The sequence below is a fragment of the Massilia soli genome (genome assembly GCF_016809835.1).
In the GTDB taxonomy this organism is placed as follows: Bacteria; Pseudomonadota; Gammaproteobacteria; order Burkholderiales; family Burkholderiaceae_D; genus Telluria_A; species Telluria_A soli.
In genome coordinates this window covers 437,728-455,331 of the sequence record NZ_JAFBIL020000003.1, presented here as the reverse complement: position 1 = coordinate 455,331, position 17,604 = coordinate 437,728, and the positions used below count along the sequence as shown (strand labels likewise).

The 17,604-nt window shown below is 65.7% G+C and carries 14 protein-coding genes; 7 read left to right on the top strand and 7 right to left on the bottom strand.

The genetic code is table 11. From position 1 onward, the window contains the following. Positions 1-3 precede the first annotated feature (3 nt). The gene (locus I4X03_RS09515) at positions 4-1,371 is read left to right on the top strand and encodes an ATP-binding protein (RefSeq protein WP_223467976.1); all 1,368 of its coding nucleotides are present in this window, start codon (positions 4-6) and stop codon (positions 1,369-1,371) included. A gap of 84 nt (positions 1,372-1,455) precedes the next feature. Here I4X03_RS09515 and I4X03_RS09510 read toward each other — a convergent pair whose 3' ends face one another. The 4 genes from I4X03_RS09510 to I4X03_RS09495 all read right to left on the bottom strand — a co-directional run bounded on the left by I4X03_RS09510 (position 1,456) and on the right by I4X03_RS09495 (position 7,188). Next, positions 1,456-3,096, bottom strand: a complete 1,641-nt coding sequence (locus I4X03_RS09510; RefSeq protein ID WP_223467975.1) for a methyl-accepting chemotaxis protein — start codon at positions 3,094-3,096, stop codon at positions 1,456-1,458. Between the two features lie 124 nt (positions 3,097-3,220). Next, positions 3,221-4,222: a PIG-L family deacetylase gene (locus I4X03_RS09505; protein WP_223467974.1), complete on the bottom strand. Its 1,002-nt coding sequence runs from the start codon at positions 4,220-4,222 to the stop codon at positions 3,221-3,223. 282 nt (positions 4,223-4,504) lie between these two features. Then, positions 4,505-5,656, bottom strand: coding sequence for a DUF1565 domain-containing protein (locus tag I4X03_RS09500; RefSeq protein WP_223467973.1), 1,152 nt, complete (start codon positions 5,654-5,656; stop codon positions 4,505-4,507). A gap of 200 nt (positions 5,657-5,856) precedes the next feature. Next, positions 5,857-7,188, bottom strand: coding sequence for a DUF1565 domain-containing protein (locus I4X03_RS09495; RefSeq protein WP_223467972.1), 1,332 nt, complete (start codon positions 7,186-7,188; stop codon positions 5,857-5,859). A 200-nt stretch (positions 7,189-7,388) separates the two neighbouring features. Here I4X03_RS09495 and I4X03_RS23410 point away from each other — a divergent pair, with 200 nt between their 5' ends. Next, entirely contained in the window at positions 7,389-7,760 is a 372-nt protein-coding gene (locus I4X03_RS23410) for an Lcl C-terminal domain-containing protein (RefSeq protein ID WP_229428123.1), read from the top strand. 71 nt (positions 7,761-7,831) lie between these two features. On the opposite strand, the gene I4X03_RS09485 is transcribed toward I4X03_RS23410, so the two are convergent. Next, positions 7,832-8,998, bottom strand: coding sequence for a PQQ-dependent sugar dehydrogenase (locus I4X03_RS09485; protein WP_223467970.1), 1,167 nt, complete (start codon positions 8,996-8,998; stop codon positions 7,832-7,834). Between the two features lie 164 nt (positions 8,999-9,162). Here I4X03_RS09485 and I4X03_RS09480 point away from each other — a divergent pair, with 164 nt between their 5' ends. Next, positions 9,163-9,354: a Thivi_2564 family membrane protein gene (locus I4X03_RS09480; protein ID WP_223467969.1), complete on the top strand. Its 192-nt coding sequence runs from the start codon at positions 9,163-9,165 to the stop codon at positions 9,352-9,354. Between the two features lie 55 nt (positions 9,355-9,409). Here the strand turns inward: I4X03_RS09480 and I4X03_RS09475 are convergent, their stop codons facing one another. Together I4X03_RS09475 and I4X03_RS09470 are read right to left on the bottom strand one after the other, a co-directional pair. Continuing rightward, a complete protein-coding gene (locus I4X03_RS09475) occupies positions 9,410-10,834 on the bottom strand; it encodes a M20/M25/M40 family metallo-hydrolase (RefSeq protein ID WP_223467968.1) in 1,425 nt (474 codons plus the stop codon). Between the two features lie 94 nt (positions 10,835-10,928). Next, the gene (locus I4X03_RS09470; protein ID WP_223467967.1) at positions 10,929-12,065 is read right to left on the bottom strand and encodes a metallophosphoesterase; all 1,137 of its coding nucleotides are present in this window, start codon (positions 12,063-12,065) and stop codon (positions 10,929-10,931) included. 203 nt (positions 12,066-12,268) lie between these two features. On the opposite strand from I4X03_RS09470, the gene I4X03_RS09465 reads away from it, so the two are divergent. The 4 genes from I4X03_RS09465 (at position 12,269) to I4X03_RS09450 (ending at position 17,601) form a co-directional block, all read left to right on the top strand. Further along, positions 12,269-12,742, top strand: a complete 474-nt coding sequence (locus tag I4X03_RS09465; protein ID WP_223467966.1) for a glycine zipper domain-containing protein — start codon at positions 12,269-12,271, stop codon at positions 12,740-12,742. Between the two features lie 74 nt (positions 12,743-12,816). Continuing rightward, a complete protein-coding gene (locus tag I4X03_RS09460; protein WP_223467965.1) occupies positions 12,817-13,785 on the top strand; it encodes a protein kinase domain-containing protein in 969 nt (322 codons plus the stop codon). Further along, positions 13,782-16,133, top strand: a complete 2,352-nt coding sequence (locus tag I4X03_RS09455) for an FtsW/RodA/SpoVE family cell cycle protein (protein WP_223467964.1) — start codon at positions 13,782-13,784, stop codon at positions 16,131-16,133. Before I4X03_RS09460 ends, I4X03_RS09455 begins: the two co-directional genes overlap by 4 nt. After that, the gene (locus I4X03_RS09450) at positions 16,111-17,601 is read left to right on the top strand and encodes a hypothetical protein (RefSeq protein ID WP_223467963.1); all 1,491 of its coding nucleotides are present in this window, start codon (positions 16,111-16,113) and stop codon (positions 17,599-17,601) included. The genes I4X03_RS09455 and I4X03_RS09450 overlap by 23 nt, the downstream gene beginning before the upstream one ends. Positions 17,602-17,604: the final 3 nt, after the last annotated feature.

Below are 17,604 nucleotides of genomic sequence, written 5' to 3'. Positions count from 1 at the left end.
TCCTTGTCCGCGCAGCTCGCCAACACCGCCCACCTCATTCTCGCCATCGCCGTGCGTTCGGAACTGGACGTTATCGCCTCGCGCCAGCGCGCCCGGCAAATTGCGGAGATCTGCGGCTTCGTTGCACAAGACCAGGCGCGGATCGGCACTGCGGTGTCAGAGCTGGCGCGCGACGTCTTTGGGGTCGCGGCCGCCGGACAAGTGAGTTTTTCGCTGAGCAGTACCGGCATGGGCCAGGCCCTGCTGATCGTCATTGAAGATACCGGCCCGGCCGAGGTCGACCTGCAGCAACTGCTGGGAGGCCACGCCGATCAACGGCTCAACAACAGTAATGGCATGCACGCCGCGCGGCGCTTCATGGACCGCTGCGATTCCCGTGCCAGCGGCAACGGCTGCGGCAGCAACATCATCCTCACCAAGTTTCTGCCGCAGCGCGACGCGCCGCTGGGCTTGGCCGAGCTGAGCGCCGCCGTCTCCCAGTTCAGCTCCTTGCCGAGCAATGTCGCCCTGTCCGAAGCGACCTACCAGAACAAGGAACTGGCCGATGCCTTGTCGGCATTGCAGGAGAAGCAGGAGGAGCTGCTGGAACTGTCGCGCCAACTGAGCGAAAGGAATGACGAAGTCGTCATCCTCAACGGCCGCCTGAAACAGAAAGCCGAGTCGCTGCTCTCCGCCGACCGCAGGAAGGACGAGTTCCTGTCGATGCTGAGCCACGAGCTGCGCGGGCCGCTGTCGGCCACCACGATGGCAGTCGACATCCTGAAGCGACCGCCCTACTCGGCCGAGCAAACCGAACGCATGAGCCAGCTGATCGGCCGCCAGGCCGGCCACATGAGCCAGCTGGTGGAAGACCTGCTCGACGTCTCGCGCATCAGCCGCGGGCTGGTGTCGATCGACAAGTCGCCGATCGACCTGCGCGACGTCGTCGCCGCGGCGGTCGAACAGGTCGGACCGGCGATGGCCGCCAAGCGCCACCAGGTCACGATCTCGGTCAGCGACACGCCTTGCATCGTGCATGGTGACCGAACCAGGATGCTGCAGGTGGTCTCGAACCTGCTTGGCAATGCGGTGCGCTACACACTGGCCGAGGGCGTCATCCGCCTGGCGCTGGACGTGCGCGGCAACAGCGTGGCGCTGACGGTGACCGACAACGGCATCGGCCTGGTTCCCGAATCGATCGCCACCCTGTTCGACCTGTATGTACAGGCGGAAAGCTCGTCGCACGGACCCAGCGGCGGCCTCGGACTGGGACTCGCGCTGGTCAAGAGCCTGGTCGAGATTCACAAAGGCAGCGTCACCGCCAGCAGCGCCGGGCTTGGGCATGGCAGCACGTTCGAGGTCATCCTGCCTCGCGTGGCGGACGCCGCATAACAGACTTGCCGGTGGCGCAGGCGCCGCCGATCAGCATCGCGATGGCTGGCCGGCGCGCGGGGCATCGGCCGGCCCGGTCCGCGCTCAGGCGGCCAGCAACGCAGCCGGGCCCCGGATGTGCGCCGGCGTGGCGCCGCGCGCGCCCGCCGGCCCCTGCTCGGCGGTCTTGAATACACTGACCGCTCGGGTCAGCTCCTCCGCCTGGCGGCGCAGCGATTCGGCCGCCGCAGCGGCTTCTTCCACCAGCGCGGCATTCTGCTGGGTGGCGCCGTCCATCTGCGCGATTGCCTGGTTGACCTGGCTGATACCTTCGTTCTGCTCGGCGCTGATGACGGCGATATCGGAAATCATCACGGTGACGCGCTGCACGCTGGCCACGACATCGTCCATGGTGGCGCCTGCATCGCCGACCAATCTGCTGCCCTCGTCCACCTTGGCAACCGAGTCGCCGATCAAGGCCTTGATCTCTTTTGCCGCTGCCGCCGAGCGCTGCGCCAGATTGCGCACCTCGCTGGCGACCACGGCGAACCCGCGGCCCTGCTCGCCTGCCCGGGCCGCTTCCACCGCGGCGTTCAGTGCGAGGATGTTGGTCTGGAACGCGATACCGTCGATGACCGAGATAATGTCGACAATCCGGCGCGAGGAATCGTTGATCGAACCCATGGTTTCCACCACCCGCGCCACCACGGCGCCTCCGCGCACGGCAACTTCGGAGGCGGTGCTGGCCAGCTTGCTCGCTTCGTCGGCGCTGTGGCCGTTCTGGCGCACCGCGCTGGTGAGTTCTTCCATCGCCGACGCTGTCTCTTCCAGCGATCCTGCTTGCTGCTCGGTCCGCGACGCCAGGTCCTGGTTGCCATGCGCGATCTCGGTCGAGGCAACCGCGATCGCATCGGTTCCATAGCGCACTTTGTCGACCAGCGTCGACAGGTTGCCCTGCATGTCCTGCAACGCCTGCAACAAGATGCCGACCTCGTCGGTGCTCGCCACCGTGATCTGCTGCGTCAGGTCGCCGGATGCCACGGTGCGCGCAATGGCGACGGCGTCGTCCAGCGGGCGCGTGATGCTGCGGCCGAGCCAGACCATCAGCACGATACCGGATGCGAGCGCGACGGCGATGGCCACGCCCAGCCAGCGCAGCGAGCTCGCTTCGACAGCAGTTTGCCGCGCCGTGACCGCCGCCGTCATCGTCACCGACTCGGCATTGATGTAGCTGACGATGTCATCGATTTTCTTGGTTGGCGCGCGGTCCATTCCCTTGACCAGCGCATCGACAATCTTGTGCGCTTCCGGATTGGCGGGATCGTACTGGGCCAGCGCACCCATGTAGTCCTTGAGCAGCTTGTCATGGGCCGCGGTGGCTTCGGCCAGCAGCGGCGTGGTCAAGTTGAGCTCGGCCAGCAATACGCCGACCTTGTCGAGCTTGGCGCGGGTGGCGGCCGACTGTTGCTGGAAGGCGTCCCGGTATTTGGCGAACTGCGCCGGATCGCCGCCGCGCAGCAGAATGTTTTTCCATTCCTGCACCTGGATCTTGAAATCGACCTGAGCGGCACGCGCCGCGTTGATGGCCTGCCCGATGCGCACCTGGCGCGCGAGCCCTTCGGCACTCTGGTTGCCCAGCGTGTGCAGGCCATTCCAGCTCACCGCCCCGATGGCCAGCATCGCGCAGAAAAACAGGCTTCCCAACAGGTAAATGCGGATTGAGATTTTCAGGTTGACCAGCTTCATGACGTCCCTTTAAGCACACTCGAATTTCGTTGCGGCAACTCGCCATGATTGAAATAATGCTGCATGTCAGCATAAAAGCCAAGGACCGTTGCGCACTGTGTCGAAAGTGATACGCTAAGGCCGGTCAGGGAAATGCGCACACGCTGCCCCCTCCCGCGTCGCGCCATTGCTGCTTGCCTAAAAAGCTACGGTGAAAGGGATCGTCCTGCCCCGCCAGCGGCTGGTTTGCGCCAAGCTGACGGATCACATTTCCCTGATGAATCAACACGCCATTCATCCTGTGGAAGACGGCGATCTCCTGGCTGAAGAGCTCGAACGGGGTCATCACCGCGGGCAGATTCTGAACCGCGTAGCCCAGGTAGACGGCGCGGTAGACGCAGCGCATCGCCGGCTGTTCGCCGAGGGCCGTGATGACGAACCGTCCCACCGCGGTGTGGTCGGGATGGTCAGGGTGCAGCAGGTCGATACGTGTTTTTTTGAGCAGGTTGCCATGTTCATCAGGCATCAACCGCTCGTTGTATCCCATTTCGGCAAATCCTGGATCATGCTCCGGAAGATTGACGATCACCAGGCGCCGGCCGCGATGGTGGCGGACCACGATCTGCCTCACGGTCTCCTTCAGCGTCGCCCCCGTGTACCGGTTGCGGCCGGTAATATCCGCCAGCGCAGTGGCAACTCCTCCCGGCAGGAGCTGCGACAACTTGCCATCTGGCAGGTTCAGGTTGTAGACAATGACGTTGCCAATCAAGGTTTTTTCCACGGCTGGAATCTGGGCACTGAACCGTTCGGCTGTCTTGACCGCGGCCGGCGGCGCGCCCGCGCTGACCCAGTACGCAAGCGCGGCGTTATGCGCATCGTGGCGCACCCGGTAGTACGGCTTTCCTTGCTGGTTGTGATCGAAATTGCCCTCGGTTCCTAGCGCGTTCGGCAAGGCCGCGTTGCCAGCGTCGCCGGCGGTCAGGATGACGATGACCGTGGGGTGGCCGCCGCGGATATCGCGAAAGGCGTTCTGGCCCATGAACAGCACCACATCGTCAGGATGTGCGGCAAAAAAGACGGCAGCGGCGGCGGGTTGCGACAGCAAGGCAAGCCCGGCAATGGCACAGGCACGAATCAGGTGCTTCATGATGATGTCTCCGTTTTTTCGATGAGCCGAATCCAGAGTACCCATCAATGAGCCGCCTGAACCATGCGGCCTGGCGGTGCAATTGACTTCCTTTATCGGAGATCAATCGCTTGGCGGGAACGCATGGGAACTTTAATAAAGAGCAGACTGTCTGTTGATCCCGGGGGATCGGGCAACACCTTGATTGCAGAAAACTGACGCCAATAAACTCTTACCTTCGGTGACACAAACGGCGAAAGAAAAGGCAGTCCTGGCGGACTGCCTTCGCTTGCGCTGCCTTGCTTAGTGCTGGTAGGCGCCGATGTCGAAACCGGTGCTGCTATTACGCGGGCGGCCGACGATGTCGGTCGGGTGCGCGTAGGTCGAGGTACCCTTGCCGACCGCCGCCGAGCTCGACGTGATCTTCAGGTTCTGCGTGCCGGTGCGGCTGTACGCGGTGAATCCCGGTACGGTGGCCACGGTGTTGTAGTGCTTCAGGCCGTTCTTCAGTGTCCACGGGTAGGTGTTCTGGTACACCAGGTTGTTACGGTAAGTGTTGCTGGTGCCGGTGCGGCCCTGCTCCGAGATGCCGTACTTGTTGTCGTACACGATGTTGTTGTACACGTGCACGTAGTTGGCGCCAGCCGTGGTGAAGTAGTAATCGCCGCCGCCGACGATGATGCCGGTGCCCGACGAGGTCACGGTGTTGTTGGTGATGATCACGTTGTTCGCGTCGTGCCACAGGTGGATCGCCGCTTCGGCAACGCGGTAGACGGCATTGTTCTTGATGACGCCCGAGGTGCTCATGTAGATACCCTGGACAAAGTGGCAGCCGGCAGGGCCGATGTCGTGCACGACGTTGGAAATGATTTCCGCCTTCACGCCCTTGTAGTAGCTGTCGGCGCCGATGGCCGAACCGCCGCCGCTGGTGCACGAAATATTCTTGGCGATGTGGTGGACGTAGTTCTCGCGAATCGAATCGTAGGAGCCGCCGTTGTAGATGCCGTAGCGCCATTTGGTGCCGTACTTGTAGCCGCTGCCGTTCACTTCGAAGCCGATGATATCGACATAGCTGCCGCGGTTATCCCAGGCGACATCGTTCGGCGAAGTCGTTGCCGGCACGATCTTCGCGCCCCACTTCACGGTCGACACGAAATAGATGCGGCCGCTCGCGGTACCCGATACGGTATTGCGGAAGCCGCCGGTATACGTCCCTGGGGCAACCCACACGGTGGTGCTAGGACGCAGCGACTTGATCGCGCGGGCGATGGTGCGGAAAGGCGCAGCCTTGCTGCCGGACGCGCTGTCATTGCCGGTTGGCGAAACGTAAAGGTTGTAGGTCGTGGCCGGGGTCGCCGCTTGCGCGATGCCTGCGGCAGCCATCAAGGCGACGGCGCCGGTTGCGAGCAAGGCCTTGTTGCGGATCTGGGTTGCGAATTTGTTGCGAGTGGTCATTGAAGCGTCCTGCCTTGGTAAGAAAGTTGCACTGCGATCGGGTCGAAACTGCTGACATTTGCTACTGATACGAAACGTTTGACGCGCGGAAACTGCCATAGTTCAACTTTTGCTCAAAGAAATTTTCCGGGAGTATCAAAACCGCAAAAAAACCGGCGGGAGCCTGTGCGGGCTCCCGCCGGTCTGTTCAGCTGGACTGATTAATGCTGGTAAGCGCCGATATCGAAACCAGTGCTGCTGTTACGCGGACGGCCGACGATGTCGGTCGGGTGCGCGTAGGTCGAGCTACCCTTGCCGACCGCCGCCGAGCCCGACGTGATCTTCAGGTTCTGCGTGCCGGTGCGGCTGTACGCGGTGAATCCCGGTACGGCCGCCACGGTGTTGTAGTGCTTCAGGCCATTCTTCAGGGTCCATGGGTAGGTGTTCTGGTACACCAGGTTGTTACGGTAAGTGTTACTGGTGCCGGTGCGGCCCTGCTCCGAGATGCCGTACTTGTTGTCGTACACGATGTTGCTGTACACGTGAACGTTGTTCGCGCCCGCGGTGGTGAAGTAGTAATCGCCGCCGCCGACGATGATGCCGGTGCCCGACGAGGTCACGGTGTTGTTGGTGATGATCACATCGTTAGCATCGTGCCACAGGTGGATCGCCGCTTCGGCGACGCGGTAGACGGCATTGTTCTTGATGATGCCCGAGGTGCTCATGTAGATACCCTGGACAAAGTGGCAGCCGGCAGGGCCGATGTCGTGCACGACGTTGGAAATGATTTCCGCCTTCACGCCCTTGTAGTAGCTGTCGGCGCCGATGGCCGAACCGCCGCCGCTGGTGCAAGGGATGTCCTTGGCAATGTGGTGGACATAGTTTTCACGGATCGAATCGTAGGAGCCGCCGTTGTAGATGCCGTAGCGCCATTTGGTGCCCGACTGCGAGTTGCTGCCGTCGACCTGGAAGCCGATGATGTCGACATAGCTGCCGCGGTTGTCGAACGCCACATCGCCGCTCGAGCTGGCCGGCGGCACGATCTTGGCGCCCCACTTGGTGGTCGACACGAAATAGATGCGGCCGTTCGAGGTGCCCGAGACGGTGTTGCGGAACCCGCCCGAGTAGGTTCCCGGTGCAACCCACACGGTGCTGCTCGGACGCACGGCCTTGACCGCGCGCGCCAGCGTGCGGAACGGCGCCGCCTTGCTGCCGTCTGCGCTGTCGTTGCCGTTCGGCGACACGTAGTAGTTGTAGGCGGTTGCGGGAGTCACGATCGGTTCGGCTGGGGATGGGGCCGGCGGGCTTGCCGGCGCGGGGCGCTTGCCGCGGCGGCTGCCAGTGGTCGCTGCCGGCGTCACTTCAGTATCGGTTGCGGAGACATTGCCTGCCGCTTCACCGTTGTAGCCAAGAACCTGGAATGCGTCGGCGGTCTGGGCGCTGGCGGTAGCCGGCACGAAAACGGAGGCGGTGGCGGCCAGTAAGGCGACCGCGCTGCTGCACAGCATTGCATTGGTACGAAGGTCCGAGGCGATAGTGGTGAGCTTGATCATCAAATTGTTCCTACCTTTAAAAAGAAATGAGTAACTTTGAGGGTAGGAAACTGCCTAAGTTCAACGGATTCTAGGAAAAATTTCTCGCAAGTATCAAAGAATTAAAGATAAATTCCCGGTAGAAAATGAACAAATAGGTGCAACTACTGAGCTCCGCAGTTGTCTGAGTGCTAGGACCAATCACGCGTGGAGAGCCCTACATGAGCGACAGCAGAAACATCCGAGACACGCTTGGCGAGGGCGAGCATTACGCGGGAATTATTTTGGGAAAGGATGGCGCGCCCGACTATTACCTGATCCTGCTGGCAGGCGAAGTGGCCCAGGCCGGGTGGACTTCGGCAGCGACCTGGGCACAGGAGTTGGGTGGAGAGCTACCGTCGCGGCGCGAGCTCTCCTTGCTGTTCGCGAACCTCAAGGAACAATTCGAGCGCGAATGGTACTGGTCGCGCGAGCCGCAGGCCGGCCATCCCCACCTGGTGTGGGGACAGAATTTCGCCAGCGGCATTCAGACCGTCTACGGCCGCGCCTTCAGGGGCCACGCCCGCGCTGTGCGGCAGGTGCAGGTGGAATGAGGCACACGGCTACCGATCGGCGCACGCGGGCCTTGGCCGTGTCCGCGTGCCTCGCCTTGCCCCGATGATGCTTACTTGGCCGGCTCGATCCGCAGCAGTTGCCCATCCGCCGCATCGGTGATCAGGTACAAATACCCGTCGGGCCCCTGCTTCACATCGCGCACGCGCTTGCCGATGTCCAGGCGTTCCTGCCCGGTCACATTGCCGGCCTTGTCGAGGATCACGCGGCGCACATCGAGCGCCGCCAGACCGCCGCTGAACAGGCTGCCGCGCCACTGCGGGAAATGCTTGCCGGTGTAGTACGCCAGACCGGATGGGCCAGGCGACGGCACCCACGCCACTTTCGGTCCGGTCATGCCCGGCACCACCTTGACGCCCACCGGCTCGGCAGTGCGGTAATCGGCGCCATAGCTCTGCAGCGGCCAGCCGTAGTTGGCGCCGCCGTCGATCAGGTTGAGCTCATCGCCGCCGCGCGGACCATGTTCCGTGGCCCACACCCGTCCCGCCGTGTCGCGCACCATCGCCTGGATGTTGCGGTGGCCGTAGCTCCAGATTTCCGGCAGCGCGCCCGGCTTGGCCGCCAGCGGATTGCCCGGCGCCGCCTTGCCCTGGTCGGTCAGGCGCAGGATCGCGCCCTGGTGGCTGCCCAGGTTTTGCGCCTGTTCGCGCGCCAGCATCGCGCCGATGCGCTGCGGCGGGTTGCCGCCGTCGCCGATGCTCATCAGCAATGTGCCGTCGGCCATCCACAGCAAGCGCGAGCCGAAGTGCTGGCCGCCGCTCTTGTCCGGTTGGACCTGGAAAATCTTCTTGATCGAGTGAACCTTCTTGCCGTCGAAAACACCTTGCACCAGGGTGGTACGGTTGGCCTCGCTGGTGCCCGTCGCCAAGGTCATGTAGATACGCGGATTGGCCTTGTCGGCCGGGTGCACCGAAATGTCGAGCAAGCCGCCCTGGCCACCGGTGAACACCTCCGGCATGCCTTCCAGCGCCACGGTGTCGAAGCGCGTACCGTTGAGCACGTGCAAAGTGCCCTTCTTGCTGGTCACCAGCAGCTTGCCGTTCGGCAGCCACGCCATGCCCCATGGCTGGTCCACGCCGCCGGCCACCGGGACCGCACGCCATCCTTTGACGGAAGGCGGCGCCTCGCTCGCCACCAGTTGGGCCAGCGCGCTTGCGCTCGCCATTGCCGCGCACGCGGCGGCGACATACATCAGGGTCCTGCGTCCAGTCTGGATCATGGCATCTCCTATTTCGGTAAATTGTGAATAAACGTCATCGTACTGGACCAGGGCGGAGATTGCTGAGCAGATATGTGCTCCACCGTACAGTCGGGTCGCCCGAGTCGGGTTATTCTGGATTGTCTTTTTGACACCTATCGCTCTAGAACAATAAAGGAAACATCATGGATCTTATCGTCAACCTCATCGTCTACCTGGTCATCCTCGGACTCATCTGGTGGCTGGTCACCCTGCTGCCGCTGCCGGCGCCAATCGGCACCATCGTCCGCGTGCTGTTCGTCATCCTGCTGATCATGGTCGTGCTGTCGGTCTTCGGCATCATCCCTGGCGGCTACCTGCCACGCCTGAACCTGTAGTCGGTATAAGCGGGGCCGGCCCGTCATGGACCGGCCCCGTTCACGCTGTCCCCGCTTACCGCAATTCCGTCCAGCGTCCGATCGGCTCTTCCATATTCGCGAGGAACCACGTCGTCGACGCCATCAGCGCCACATGCCGGCGCAAGTCTTCCTTGTCCACCTTGTCGAACGTATCGGCCGCCGTATGGTGGTAGTGGAAGTACGTCGAGGTGTCGATCAGCGGCGCAAAACTCGGCACGCCAGCCTTCTCCAGGCCCGACAGGTCGCCCGTCCCCAATACATCCTCGCGCCGGAACGTCCCCGCGCCGATCGGCTGCAGCACCGCCTGCAACGGTGCGAACAGCTTGGCCGCCTGCGGCCCGACGCTCATGCGCATGCCGAACGGACGCCCGGCGCCGTTGTCGCTTTCGATGGCGGCGATGTGGGACTCGACTTTCGCCTTGTTCGCGTCGAGGTAGGCGCGTGCGCCGCGCGTGCCGTTTTCTTCGTTGGCCCAGGCGATCACGCGGATCGTGCGGCGCGGACGGAAGTTGAGCTTCTTGAGGGTGTCCACCACCGCCATCGCGCCGACCACGCCGGCCGCGTCGTCATGGGCGCCGGTCCCAAGGTCCCAGGAGTCGAGGTGGCCCGAGACGATCACGATTTCGTCCGGCTTGTCGGTGCCGGGGAAGTCGGCGATCACGTTGAAGCTGTCGGCGTCGGGGTGGGTTTGCGGGGTCAGGGTCAGGCGGATGCTGATCGGCCCGCGCGCGGCCAGGCGCGACATCAGCATCGCGTCTTCGACCGACACGGCGGCGGCCGGAATGCGCGCCTTGTCGTCCAGCCGGGTCGCGCCGGTATGCGCGAGGCGGTAGTTGGCGCCGCCGACCGAGCGCACCAGCGCCGCCACCGCGCCCATCTCGGCCGCGATACGCGGCCCGTTGCTGCGGTAATTCGAACCTTGTCCATAGGCCGGTCCGGCCAGTCCGCGGTCAGCCATGAACTGGTCGAACGGCACATCGAACAGCACGATACGGCCTTTGACCTCGGCCGCGCGCGCCTTCAGCTCGTCGAAACTGCGCACCACGATCACCTGCGCGGTCAGCCCGGCGGCGGGCGTCGCGCCCGAACCGCCCAGCGCCGTCAGCACGATGCGCTGGCTGACGCCCTCGGGCCGCCCCTGGTAGCCGACCAGCTCGCCGGTCTCGACTCCGCGCACCCAGTGCGGCACCTTGACCGGTTCCAGCGTCACCTTGGCGCCCAGCTTGCGCATCGTATCGGCGACCTGCCGGATCGCCGCCGCTTCGCCGGCCGACCCGGACAAGCGCGGGCCGATCAGGTCCGTCATGTCGGCCAGGCGCTCGTAGGCCCAGTCGCTCGCCAGCGCAGCGTCGCGGATCTTGGCCAGCGAGGCCGCATCGTTGCCGGGCGTGGCGGCAACGGCGTGTGCGGCAAAAATGGAGCTGGCAATTACGGTCAACAGCAGTGGCGTGCGTGTCATGCGGCGTATCCTTCGGATCGGTTTGAACAAGATCCAAAACAATAGCGCATCTGGGGCCAAATTGCTGTCTTTACGTTAATGTTGACATGCAAGCTCAGGCCGCGACGAGCCGCAGCAGCGTGATTTCGGACGGCGCACCGAAGCGTTTCGGCGGCCCCCAGTAGCCGGTGCCGCGGCTGGTATAGACCCACATCGCCCCGGCCTGGTTCAGTCCCGCGGTAAACGGCTGCTGCAGCGGCACGAACAGGTTCCACGGATAGAACTGGCCGCCATGGGTATGCCCGGACAGCTGCAGGTCGAAGCCCGCGGCGGCGGCCGCCTCGGCGCTGCGCGGCTGGTGCGCCAGCAGCACCCGCACCTTGACATGGGCGGGCGCGCCGGCGGCGGCGGCGCGCGGGTCGCTGCGGTGCGCCGGTTCGAAATGGTGGGCGCTGTAATCGGTCACGCCGGCGATCATCACGCCATCGCCTTCGCGTTCGCGCACCACGTGCTCGTTGAGCAGGACCGTCAGGCCGAGGCGCCGCATCTCGGCGATCCACTCGCCGGCGCCGGAGTAGTATTCGTGGTTTCCGGTGACGAAAAAGGTGCCGTCCGGCGCCGCCAGGTTTGCCAGCGGCGCGGTATGCGCGGACAGCCGCCTGACGCTGCCGTCGACCAGGTCGCCGGTGATCGCAATCGCATCGGGCCTGAGGCCATTCACGCGCGCGACGATCGCTTCGAGGTAGCGCCGCTTGATGGTCGGCCCGATATGGACATCCGAGATCTGCGCAATCGCGTAGCCGTGCAGTGAGCTGGGCAGGCCGGGAATCGGCACCTCCACCTCGACCACCCGCGCCAGCCGGCGCGCATTGAAAAAGCCAGCCAGCGTCGCGCCCAGCGCAAGCAGCGGTACCGCGATCGCGCTGCCCCGGTCGAACGTCTCGCCCGCGCCGCCGATCGCGGCCAGGATCAGCAGCGTGACGTCGCGCAGCACGGTCAGCACCAGCAGCGACGAGAACATCCCCATCGCCAGCATGCCGGCCCACGCCAGCTGGTCCGACCAGCGCAGGCGGCGCAGCGCGGAAGCCAGCAGGCCGGTGGGCACCAGCAGCGCCGACGCCGCCAGCACGCCGTATGCGGCGGCCAGCCACAGGCCTTGCGGCGCGATCGCCGGCAGCAGGCGCATGCCCACGTAGAGGTGCAGCAGCGCCGACAAGGACAGCACGGTGAGGATGGCGCGGCGTGGGGGCATGGAACAATCCGGGAGTAGAGAAGCAGCTGTACCAGATGGGGTGGGCAGCGCCGTCCTGCAAGGGCAATGTCTGTTGTTTCGACATGCCGGCATTTGTAAGATTCTGTATTAACAATTGTGCGGATTTTTACGCCCGATATAGTGGTGTCATGCCCGGCGCTGTTTGAGATCATTCCGATCCCGTTGTGGCAGAGGGAAACGCCATGTTTACTACGCTTAACAAAAAAATGATCGGTGCCGCTCTGGTTGCTGCCACGGCCCTCTCGTCGAACGCGATGGCCAGCGACCGCGGCGTCAATACAGCGCTCGGCGCCGTCGTCGGGGCAGCGATTGGCCACTCCACCGGCAGCCGCAATGGCGCGCTGGTTGGCGGCGTGATCGGCGCGGCAGTCGGCAACGCGGCCAGCTCGCGCAACCATTCGTACCAGTCGAACTATTACGACAACGGCCGCTACTACGATGACCGCCGCTACGGCTATGCGCCCGCGCCGGTCTACGTGCAGGAGCGCGTGTACCACCAGCCGCGCCAGGTCTATTACGAGTCCGCGCCGCGCTATTACGGCCAGCCGGCCGTGGTCTACGTCGAAAAGCGCCATGGCCGCCGCGGCCACCATCACCGCCGCGGGCATGACCGGGGCTACGACCGTGGCTACGACCGCGGCTACGGCTACCGTTAAGCACCCGCTTTCCCCCTCCCCCCGCTAGGCAGCGCTGACGGCATGTGCCGTCACGCGCTGCCGCGGGGGGAGCCATGCTGGAAGCAGGACAAGTCGTACCGCTGGGCGCAGGCGCTTATCGTCTGCGCAAGCAGCTTGCGGGATCGAGTTATGGCGTCGTCTGGCAAGCAGCCGGGCCGTCGCACGATGTCGCCCTGAAGCTGGTCAACCGTCCCCAGATGGCGCGCGCGCTGCCCGCCCATCGCGAGCGCTGGATCGCCAGCGCCAATACCGAAATCGCGTTTCTCAGTTCGCTGCGTCCCTGGGACGAGCGCCACATCGTGCGCCTGCTCGACAGCGGCGACCATGACGGCCTGCCGGTGATGGCGCTGGAGCTGATGGACACCGACCTTGGCCGGCACCTGGCCCGCGAACGCGCGGCCGGGCGCCGCGCCAGTCTCGGCGCCATTCTGGGATGGATGGAGCAGATCAACCAGGCGCTCGCCAAGGTGCACCAGTACGGCTGGAAGTACCTCGACCTCAAGCCCGGCAACGTGCTGCTCGGCGCATCGCGCGGCAATGTCAAGCTGGCCGACTTCGGCACCAGCCGCGCGCGTGCCGGGGCGCCTTGCGCCGGCTACGCCGGCACCGCCAACTGGCAGGCGCCCGAGCAGTTCTTTCGATCCCCTTCGAACACCTACGACACCGACTGGCGCAGCGACTACTTTGCGCTTGGCGCGATGTTTTACTACCTGGTCACCGACGGCCTGCCGCTGCGCTTTTGCCGCGACTGCGGCCAGGCATGGCGCGACCACCAGTCCGGCGCCGCGCACCACCTGCTGGCGGCCAACGGCGGCAAGCTCCCGCCCACCTTGCACGATGACGAAGCGGCGCTGTTCGTGCACCGCATCCGCCGGCGCGCGCCCGGCTCGCCGCACAGTGGCGCGACCGCTTCGCTTGCCCTCCTGCGCGCGTTGCTGGCGTCGGAGCGCAGCGAGCGCCCCCATCATGCCATGCCGATCGCCCGCTCGATCGCGGCAATCCGCGCGCGAGCCACGCGATGAAGCCGCGCGTTGACCTCATGCGCGCTGTCGCGGTGTCGGCCCTGGCCTTGTTGTGCGCCCTGCAGCTGCTTGCGCTGCTGCGCGCTCCGGCACTCTGGACACCGGCAGCCATCGCGGTCAGCCTGGCACGCGGCGCGTCAGTGTCGCTTGGCCAGCGCGAGCTGGCGGCGCCGCTTGCCGATCCGGCGCACATGCGCCTGCGCCGCGACCTGGACGGCCGCTGGTGGGTCCGCAACACCAGCGCCGGCAAGCAGCTGGTGCTGGAACGCGGCCGGCAAAAGTCGCGTACCGGCACGGCCATGCCAAAGGCCGGCCAGCAGCTCGGAATCGGGCAGGAGCGCTTCAACATCGTCTCCGCCGATGCGCGCACGGTGGTGCTGTCGGGAGCGGGAAGCAGCTGGCGCTATGACGGCGCCACCCTGCTGCGCGACGGCAAAGCGCAAGCAGCGTGCCCAGGCGCGTCACTCGGCGCGCGCATCGCGGGCCTGTGGAACCGAGCCGCACCTAGCGCGTTAAGTTTTTCGCGTCCGCTCTCGTTTGGCGGCAATCTCCACTGCGGCAACCGGCTGGGCGGCGCCTGGGTCGAGCCGGGCAGCGCGATCATCCGGCGCGACCATGGCGCCCTGCTGATCGAAGCGGCATCTGCCGACGGCCAGCGCGTCCCGTTGATGCTTGGTGGCGCGGACCTCGGCGAGCAGGAGCTCGCGCTCGATGGCGTCGACGCGATCGTGGCGGGCCGCACCCGCCTGCTGTTGCGGAACGATGGCGCACGCATGCTGCTCGAGCCGCAGCGCCACGTTGCGATGTACGCCGAGCCGCGGGTGCTGCTGGCGCCGGGCCTGCAATGGGAATGGCGCCAGCGCGCGCTGTGGCCGCTGCCCCCGCTGGGCGGCCTGATCGCCGCGGCACTGCTGCTGGCAGCTGCAGCCACCTTCGCCTGGCTGCGCGGCAGCTGGCCGTTTGTCCGCGGCGCCGGCACGCATGTCCGCCTGGCTGCCGCAGCGAACCTGCTGGTTGCCTTGTGCGGCGCCGCCTGCCTGCTGGCGATGCGCGCCGGCGCCCCTGCCGGCGCGGGCGTCTCGGCGCTGCTCGGCTGCGCTGCGCTGTGGGCCTGCCTGCTGGCGCCTGGCCGGCTTGGCATGGCGACAAGCGCAGGCATCCTCCTGATCGCCATCGGCCTGCTGGCCCAGCTCGAACTTGGCCTGTCTGCGATGGAATCGTCGATGCTGCGGCATTTCCAGAAGAGCGCCACGCTGCTGGCCATCGGGCTCGGCGCTGGATCATTGATCCGGCTGCGCATGCGCACCCGCATCGCGCTTGCGCCGCAGGCGCGCATCGAATACGGTCTCGCCGCGCTGGCTGCCGGCGCGCTCGCCGCCCTTGTGCTGCAAGTGGTTTTCGGCGACGAGACCGGTGTGTTCGATGTCCAGCCGGTGGAATTCGCCAAGCTCGCGCTCACCGTGCTGACCGCCCACTGCATCGCCATCGGCCTGGGGTGGCACTCCGGGCAGCACGGCGCCAGCCTGCCGCTGCGCTGGTTCCGGCTCGGTGCGCCGGTTGTCCTGTTCCTCGCGCTGACCGGATTCGCGCTGGTGCAGGTCGATGACTTTTCGCCGCTTATCCTGCTTGCCGTGTGGGCCGCCGCGATGACGTTCGCCTGGTCGCTGGCGTCGCGGCGCTTTGCCTGCGCCGCGGGCGTGGCATGCGCCGTGCTGTCGGTAGCCGGCGCGATCGGACTGATGCGCGGCGCCGGTCCCCAGCAACTGGCCGATCTGGGCTTCTACGCCGACCGCTTCGCGGTGTGGCTCGACCCGTCCACCCACCCCCACACCGGCCAGCAACTGCTGCTGGGGGCGCGCGCAATCGCCGACGGCGCCTGGTTCGGCAGCGACAGCTTGCTCGGCCTCGCCAACCTTGGCTTGCCAGGTTCGAGCGCCTTGCTGGTGCCAGCCGTGCAGGATGACTTCGCGCCCTCGTTCTTCCTTAACCGCCATGGCCTGGCCGGCGGACTGGCCTTATGGGCCCTGCAGGCGCTGTTTATTTTCGGGCTGCTCCACACCGCTGCAAGCGCGCACGCCGCGGCAAGCGCCACCGGCGACTTCCGCCAGGCCTGGCTGGGCCGCTTTCGCTGCTTCGCGCTGTGCGGCGGGGCCGCCTTCGTGCTCGGGCACTTCATTCTCTCGTGGGGAACCAACCTGGCCATCTTCCCGGTGATGGGCCAGCCGATGAGTTTCCTGTCCGCTGGCGGAAGCCACCTGCTGTTTTTCATCTGCCCCCTGCTTATATTCGGTGCGGTCAGTGCACAATCTTTAGAGGAGAGTCGAGATGCCGGTCTATGTCCAACATGAAGTGCTTGGCAAAGTGAACGATGTGTTCAACGCCGAAGCGATCTGGCAGGCTCCTGGCCTTGCCCTGTTCTCGCGCAAGCCCCTGCTGCGCGACCTGCTGGAGCGCTCGCCGCGCGAGCATCGCGGACGTTCGGCCACGCGCTGCTTCTCGCACGTGACCCTGGCGCTGCCGCAGGATGAAGTCGACGACGACCGCCACCTGACCCGCGGCGCGCGGGTGCGCGACCTGGCGCAGTCGCTCGCCGCGCTGCACCAGAAGGACTTCGGCGACCTGCTCGGCCAGGACCAGGTGCGCTACGACGTCGTCGGCGCCGGATCGCTGGAACCCGGTCAGGTCGCGGTGCGCTTCGGCCACGCTGTCTACCTGCCGGCGCCGGACGAGAAAATCCTGTATTCGGTGTCGGCATCGACCGACAGCGCGATCTGGAAGCCGGTCTGCCCCATTTACCCTGACCAGCGCCTGGCCCTGATTGGCCTTGACGGCGCCAGCGCGGGCCACCCGGTGCCAGGCTGGCCGTTTGGCCCGGTCGGCGCAATCCTGCTGATTAACGATGGTCCGGACGCACCGATCGAAGTCCAGGTGCGCCCCAAGGACACGATCGAGTGCGCCTTCGACCCGCTGAGCGGCTACTACGTGCTCAAGGCCGCCAACGCGCGCCTGTTCCTGAAAGTGTCGCGGGTCGGCGAGCCCGCGCCCGACACCGCCCCCGCGTCCCAGCCGGTCAAGCCCGCAGCCGTATGGAAGCAGCGGGCAAGCGAAGAAACCGCGACCAGCATCCGCCCCCCGGCGGAAGGCGACGCCACCTTCGCGCCGGTGGCACAGCAACGCGTCAGCCTTGCGGCGCTGGCCCTGCCGCGCCTGAGCCGCTACCGCGAAACCGGGGCGCGCATGCTGGAAATCGGTTTTAACGCGTCCCTCGGTGTCACCGCAAACGACAACGATTCGGTGATCCGGTTTGCCGTCGACGATGCCGACGCGCTGCACGCCGTGACCGCCGCCGGGCGCCAGCGCATCGGCATCCCCGCCAGCTTCACGCCGGTCGATGCCGCGCCGATCGCGCTGCTGGCCGCGCCGCCCGAGATGGCGGACCGCTATTGCGCCACTGTCACCTTGGCCAAACCCCTGAGCGTGCCGGTTGCCAGCGGCGTGCGGTTCGTGTTCGGCCGCGGCGCGCCGATGCTGGCCAGCCTGCGCGTGCTGGACTCGGCGCGCTTCCTGCACCGCGCGGACGGCATCGATGTCGCCAGCGCCGACCGCATCGGCCTGTCGCGCACCGCGTTCAGTTTCGAGGCGGCCAGCGGCGGCTACAAGATCGGGAGGCTGAGCGCGACACAGGCGCTGTACCACCTTGACGACGCCATGCAGTTCGTCGCCGCGATCGGCGAGGCCAGCGCCGACAAGCCCTACCTGCTGCCGTCGGGGCACCACCTCGTCGCAGGCCACTACGTGCTGCGTTTCGATGCCTGAACC

Excerpts from the sequence above, each read along its gene's own strand:
- I4X03_RS09510 (WP_223467975.1), bottom strand. The coding sequence starts at position 3,096 with ATGAAGCTGGTCAACCTGAAAATCTCAATCCGCATTTACCTGTTGGGA.
- I4X03_RS09505 (WP_223467974.1), bottom strand. The coding sequence starts at position 4,222 with ATGAAGCACCTGATTCGTGCCTGTGCCATTGCCGGGCTTGCCTTGCTG.
- I4X03_RS09500 (WP_223467973.1), bottom strand. The coding sequence starts at position 5,656 with ATGACCACTCGCAACAAATTCGCAACCCAGATCCGCAACAAGGCCTTG.
- I4X03_RS09495 (WP_223467972.1), bottom strand. The coding sequence starts at position 7,188 with ATGATCAAGCTCACCACTATCGCCTCGGACCTTCGTACCAATGCAATG.
- I4X03_RS23410 (WP_229428123.1), top strand. The coding sequence starts at position 7,389 with ATGAGCGACAGCAGAAACATCCGAGACACGCTTGGCGAGGGCGAGCAT.
- I4X03_RS09485 (WP_223467970.1), bottom strand. The coding sequence starts at position 8,998 with ATGATCCAGACTGGACGCAGGACCCTGATGTATGTCGCCGCCGCGTGC.
- I4X03_RS09480 (WP_223467969.1), top strand. The coding sequence starts at position 9,163 with ATGGATCTTATCGTCAACCTCATCGTCTACCTGGTCATCCTCGGACTC.
- I4X03_RS09475 (WP_223467968.1), bottom strand. The coding sequence starts at position 10,834 with ATGACACGCACGCCACTGCTGTTGACCGTAATTGCCAGCTCCATTTTT.
- I4X03_RS09470 (WP_223467967.1), bottom strand. The coding sequence starts at position 12,065 with ATGCCCCCACGCCGCGCCATCCTCACCGTGCTGTCCTTGTCGGCGCTG.
- I4X03_RS09465 (WP_223467966.1), top strand. The coding sequence starts at position 12,269 with ATGTTTACTACGCTTAACAAAAAAATGATCGGTGCCGCTCTGGTTGCT.
- I4X03_RS09460 (WP_223467965.1), top strand. The coding sequence starts at position 12,817 with ATGCTGGAAGCAGGACAAGTCGTACCGCTGGGCGCAGGCGCTTATCGT.
- I4X03_RS09455 (WP_223467964.1), top strand. The coding sequence starts at position 13,782 with ATGAAGCCGCGCGTTGACCTCATGCGCGCTGTCGCGGTGTCGGCCCTG.
- I4X03_RS09450 (WP_223467963.1), top strand. The coding sequence starts at position 16,111 with ATGCCGGTCTATGTCCAACATGAAGTGCTTGGCAAAGTGAACGATGTG.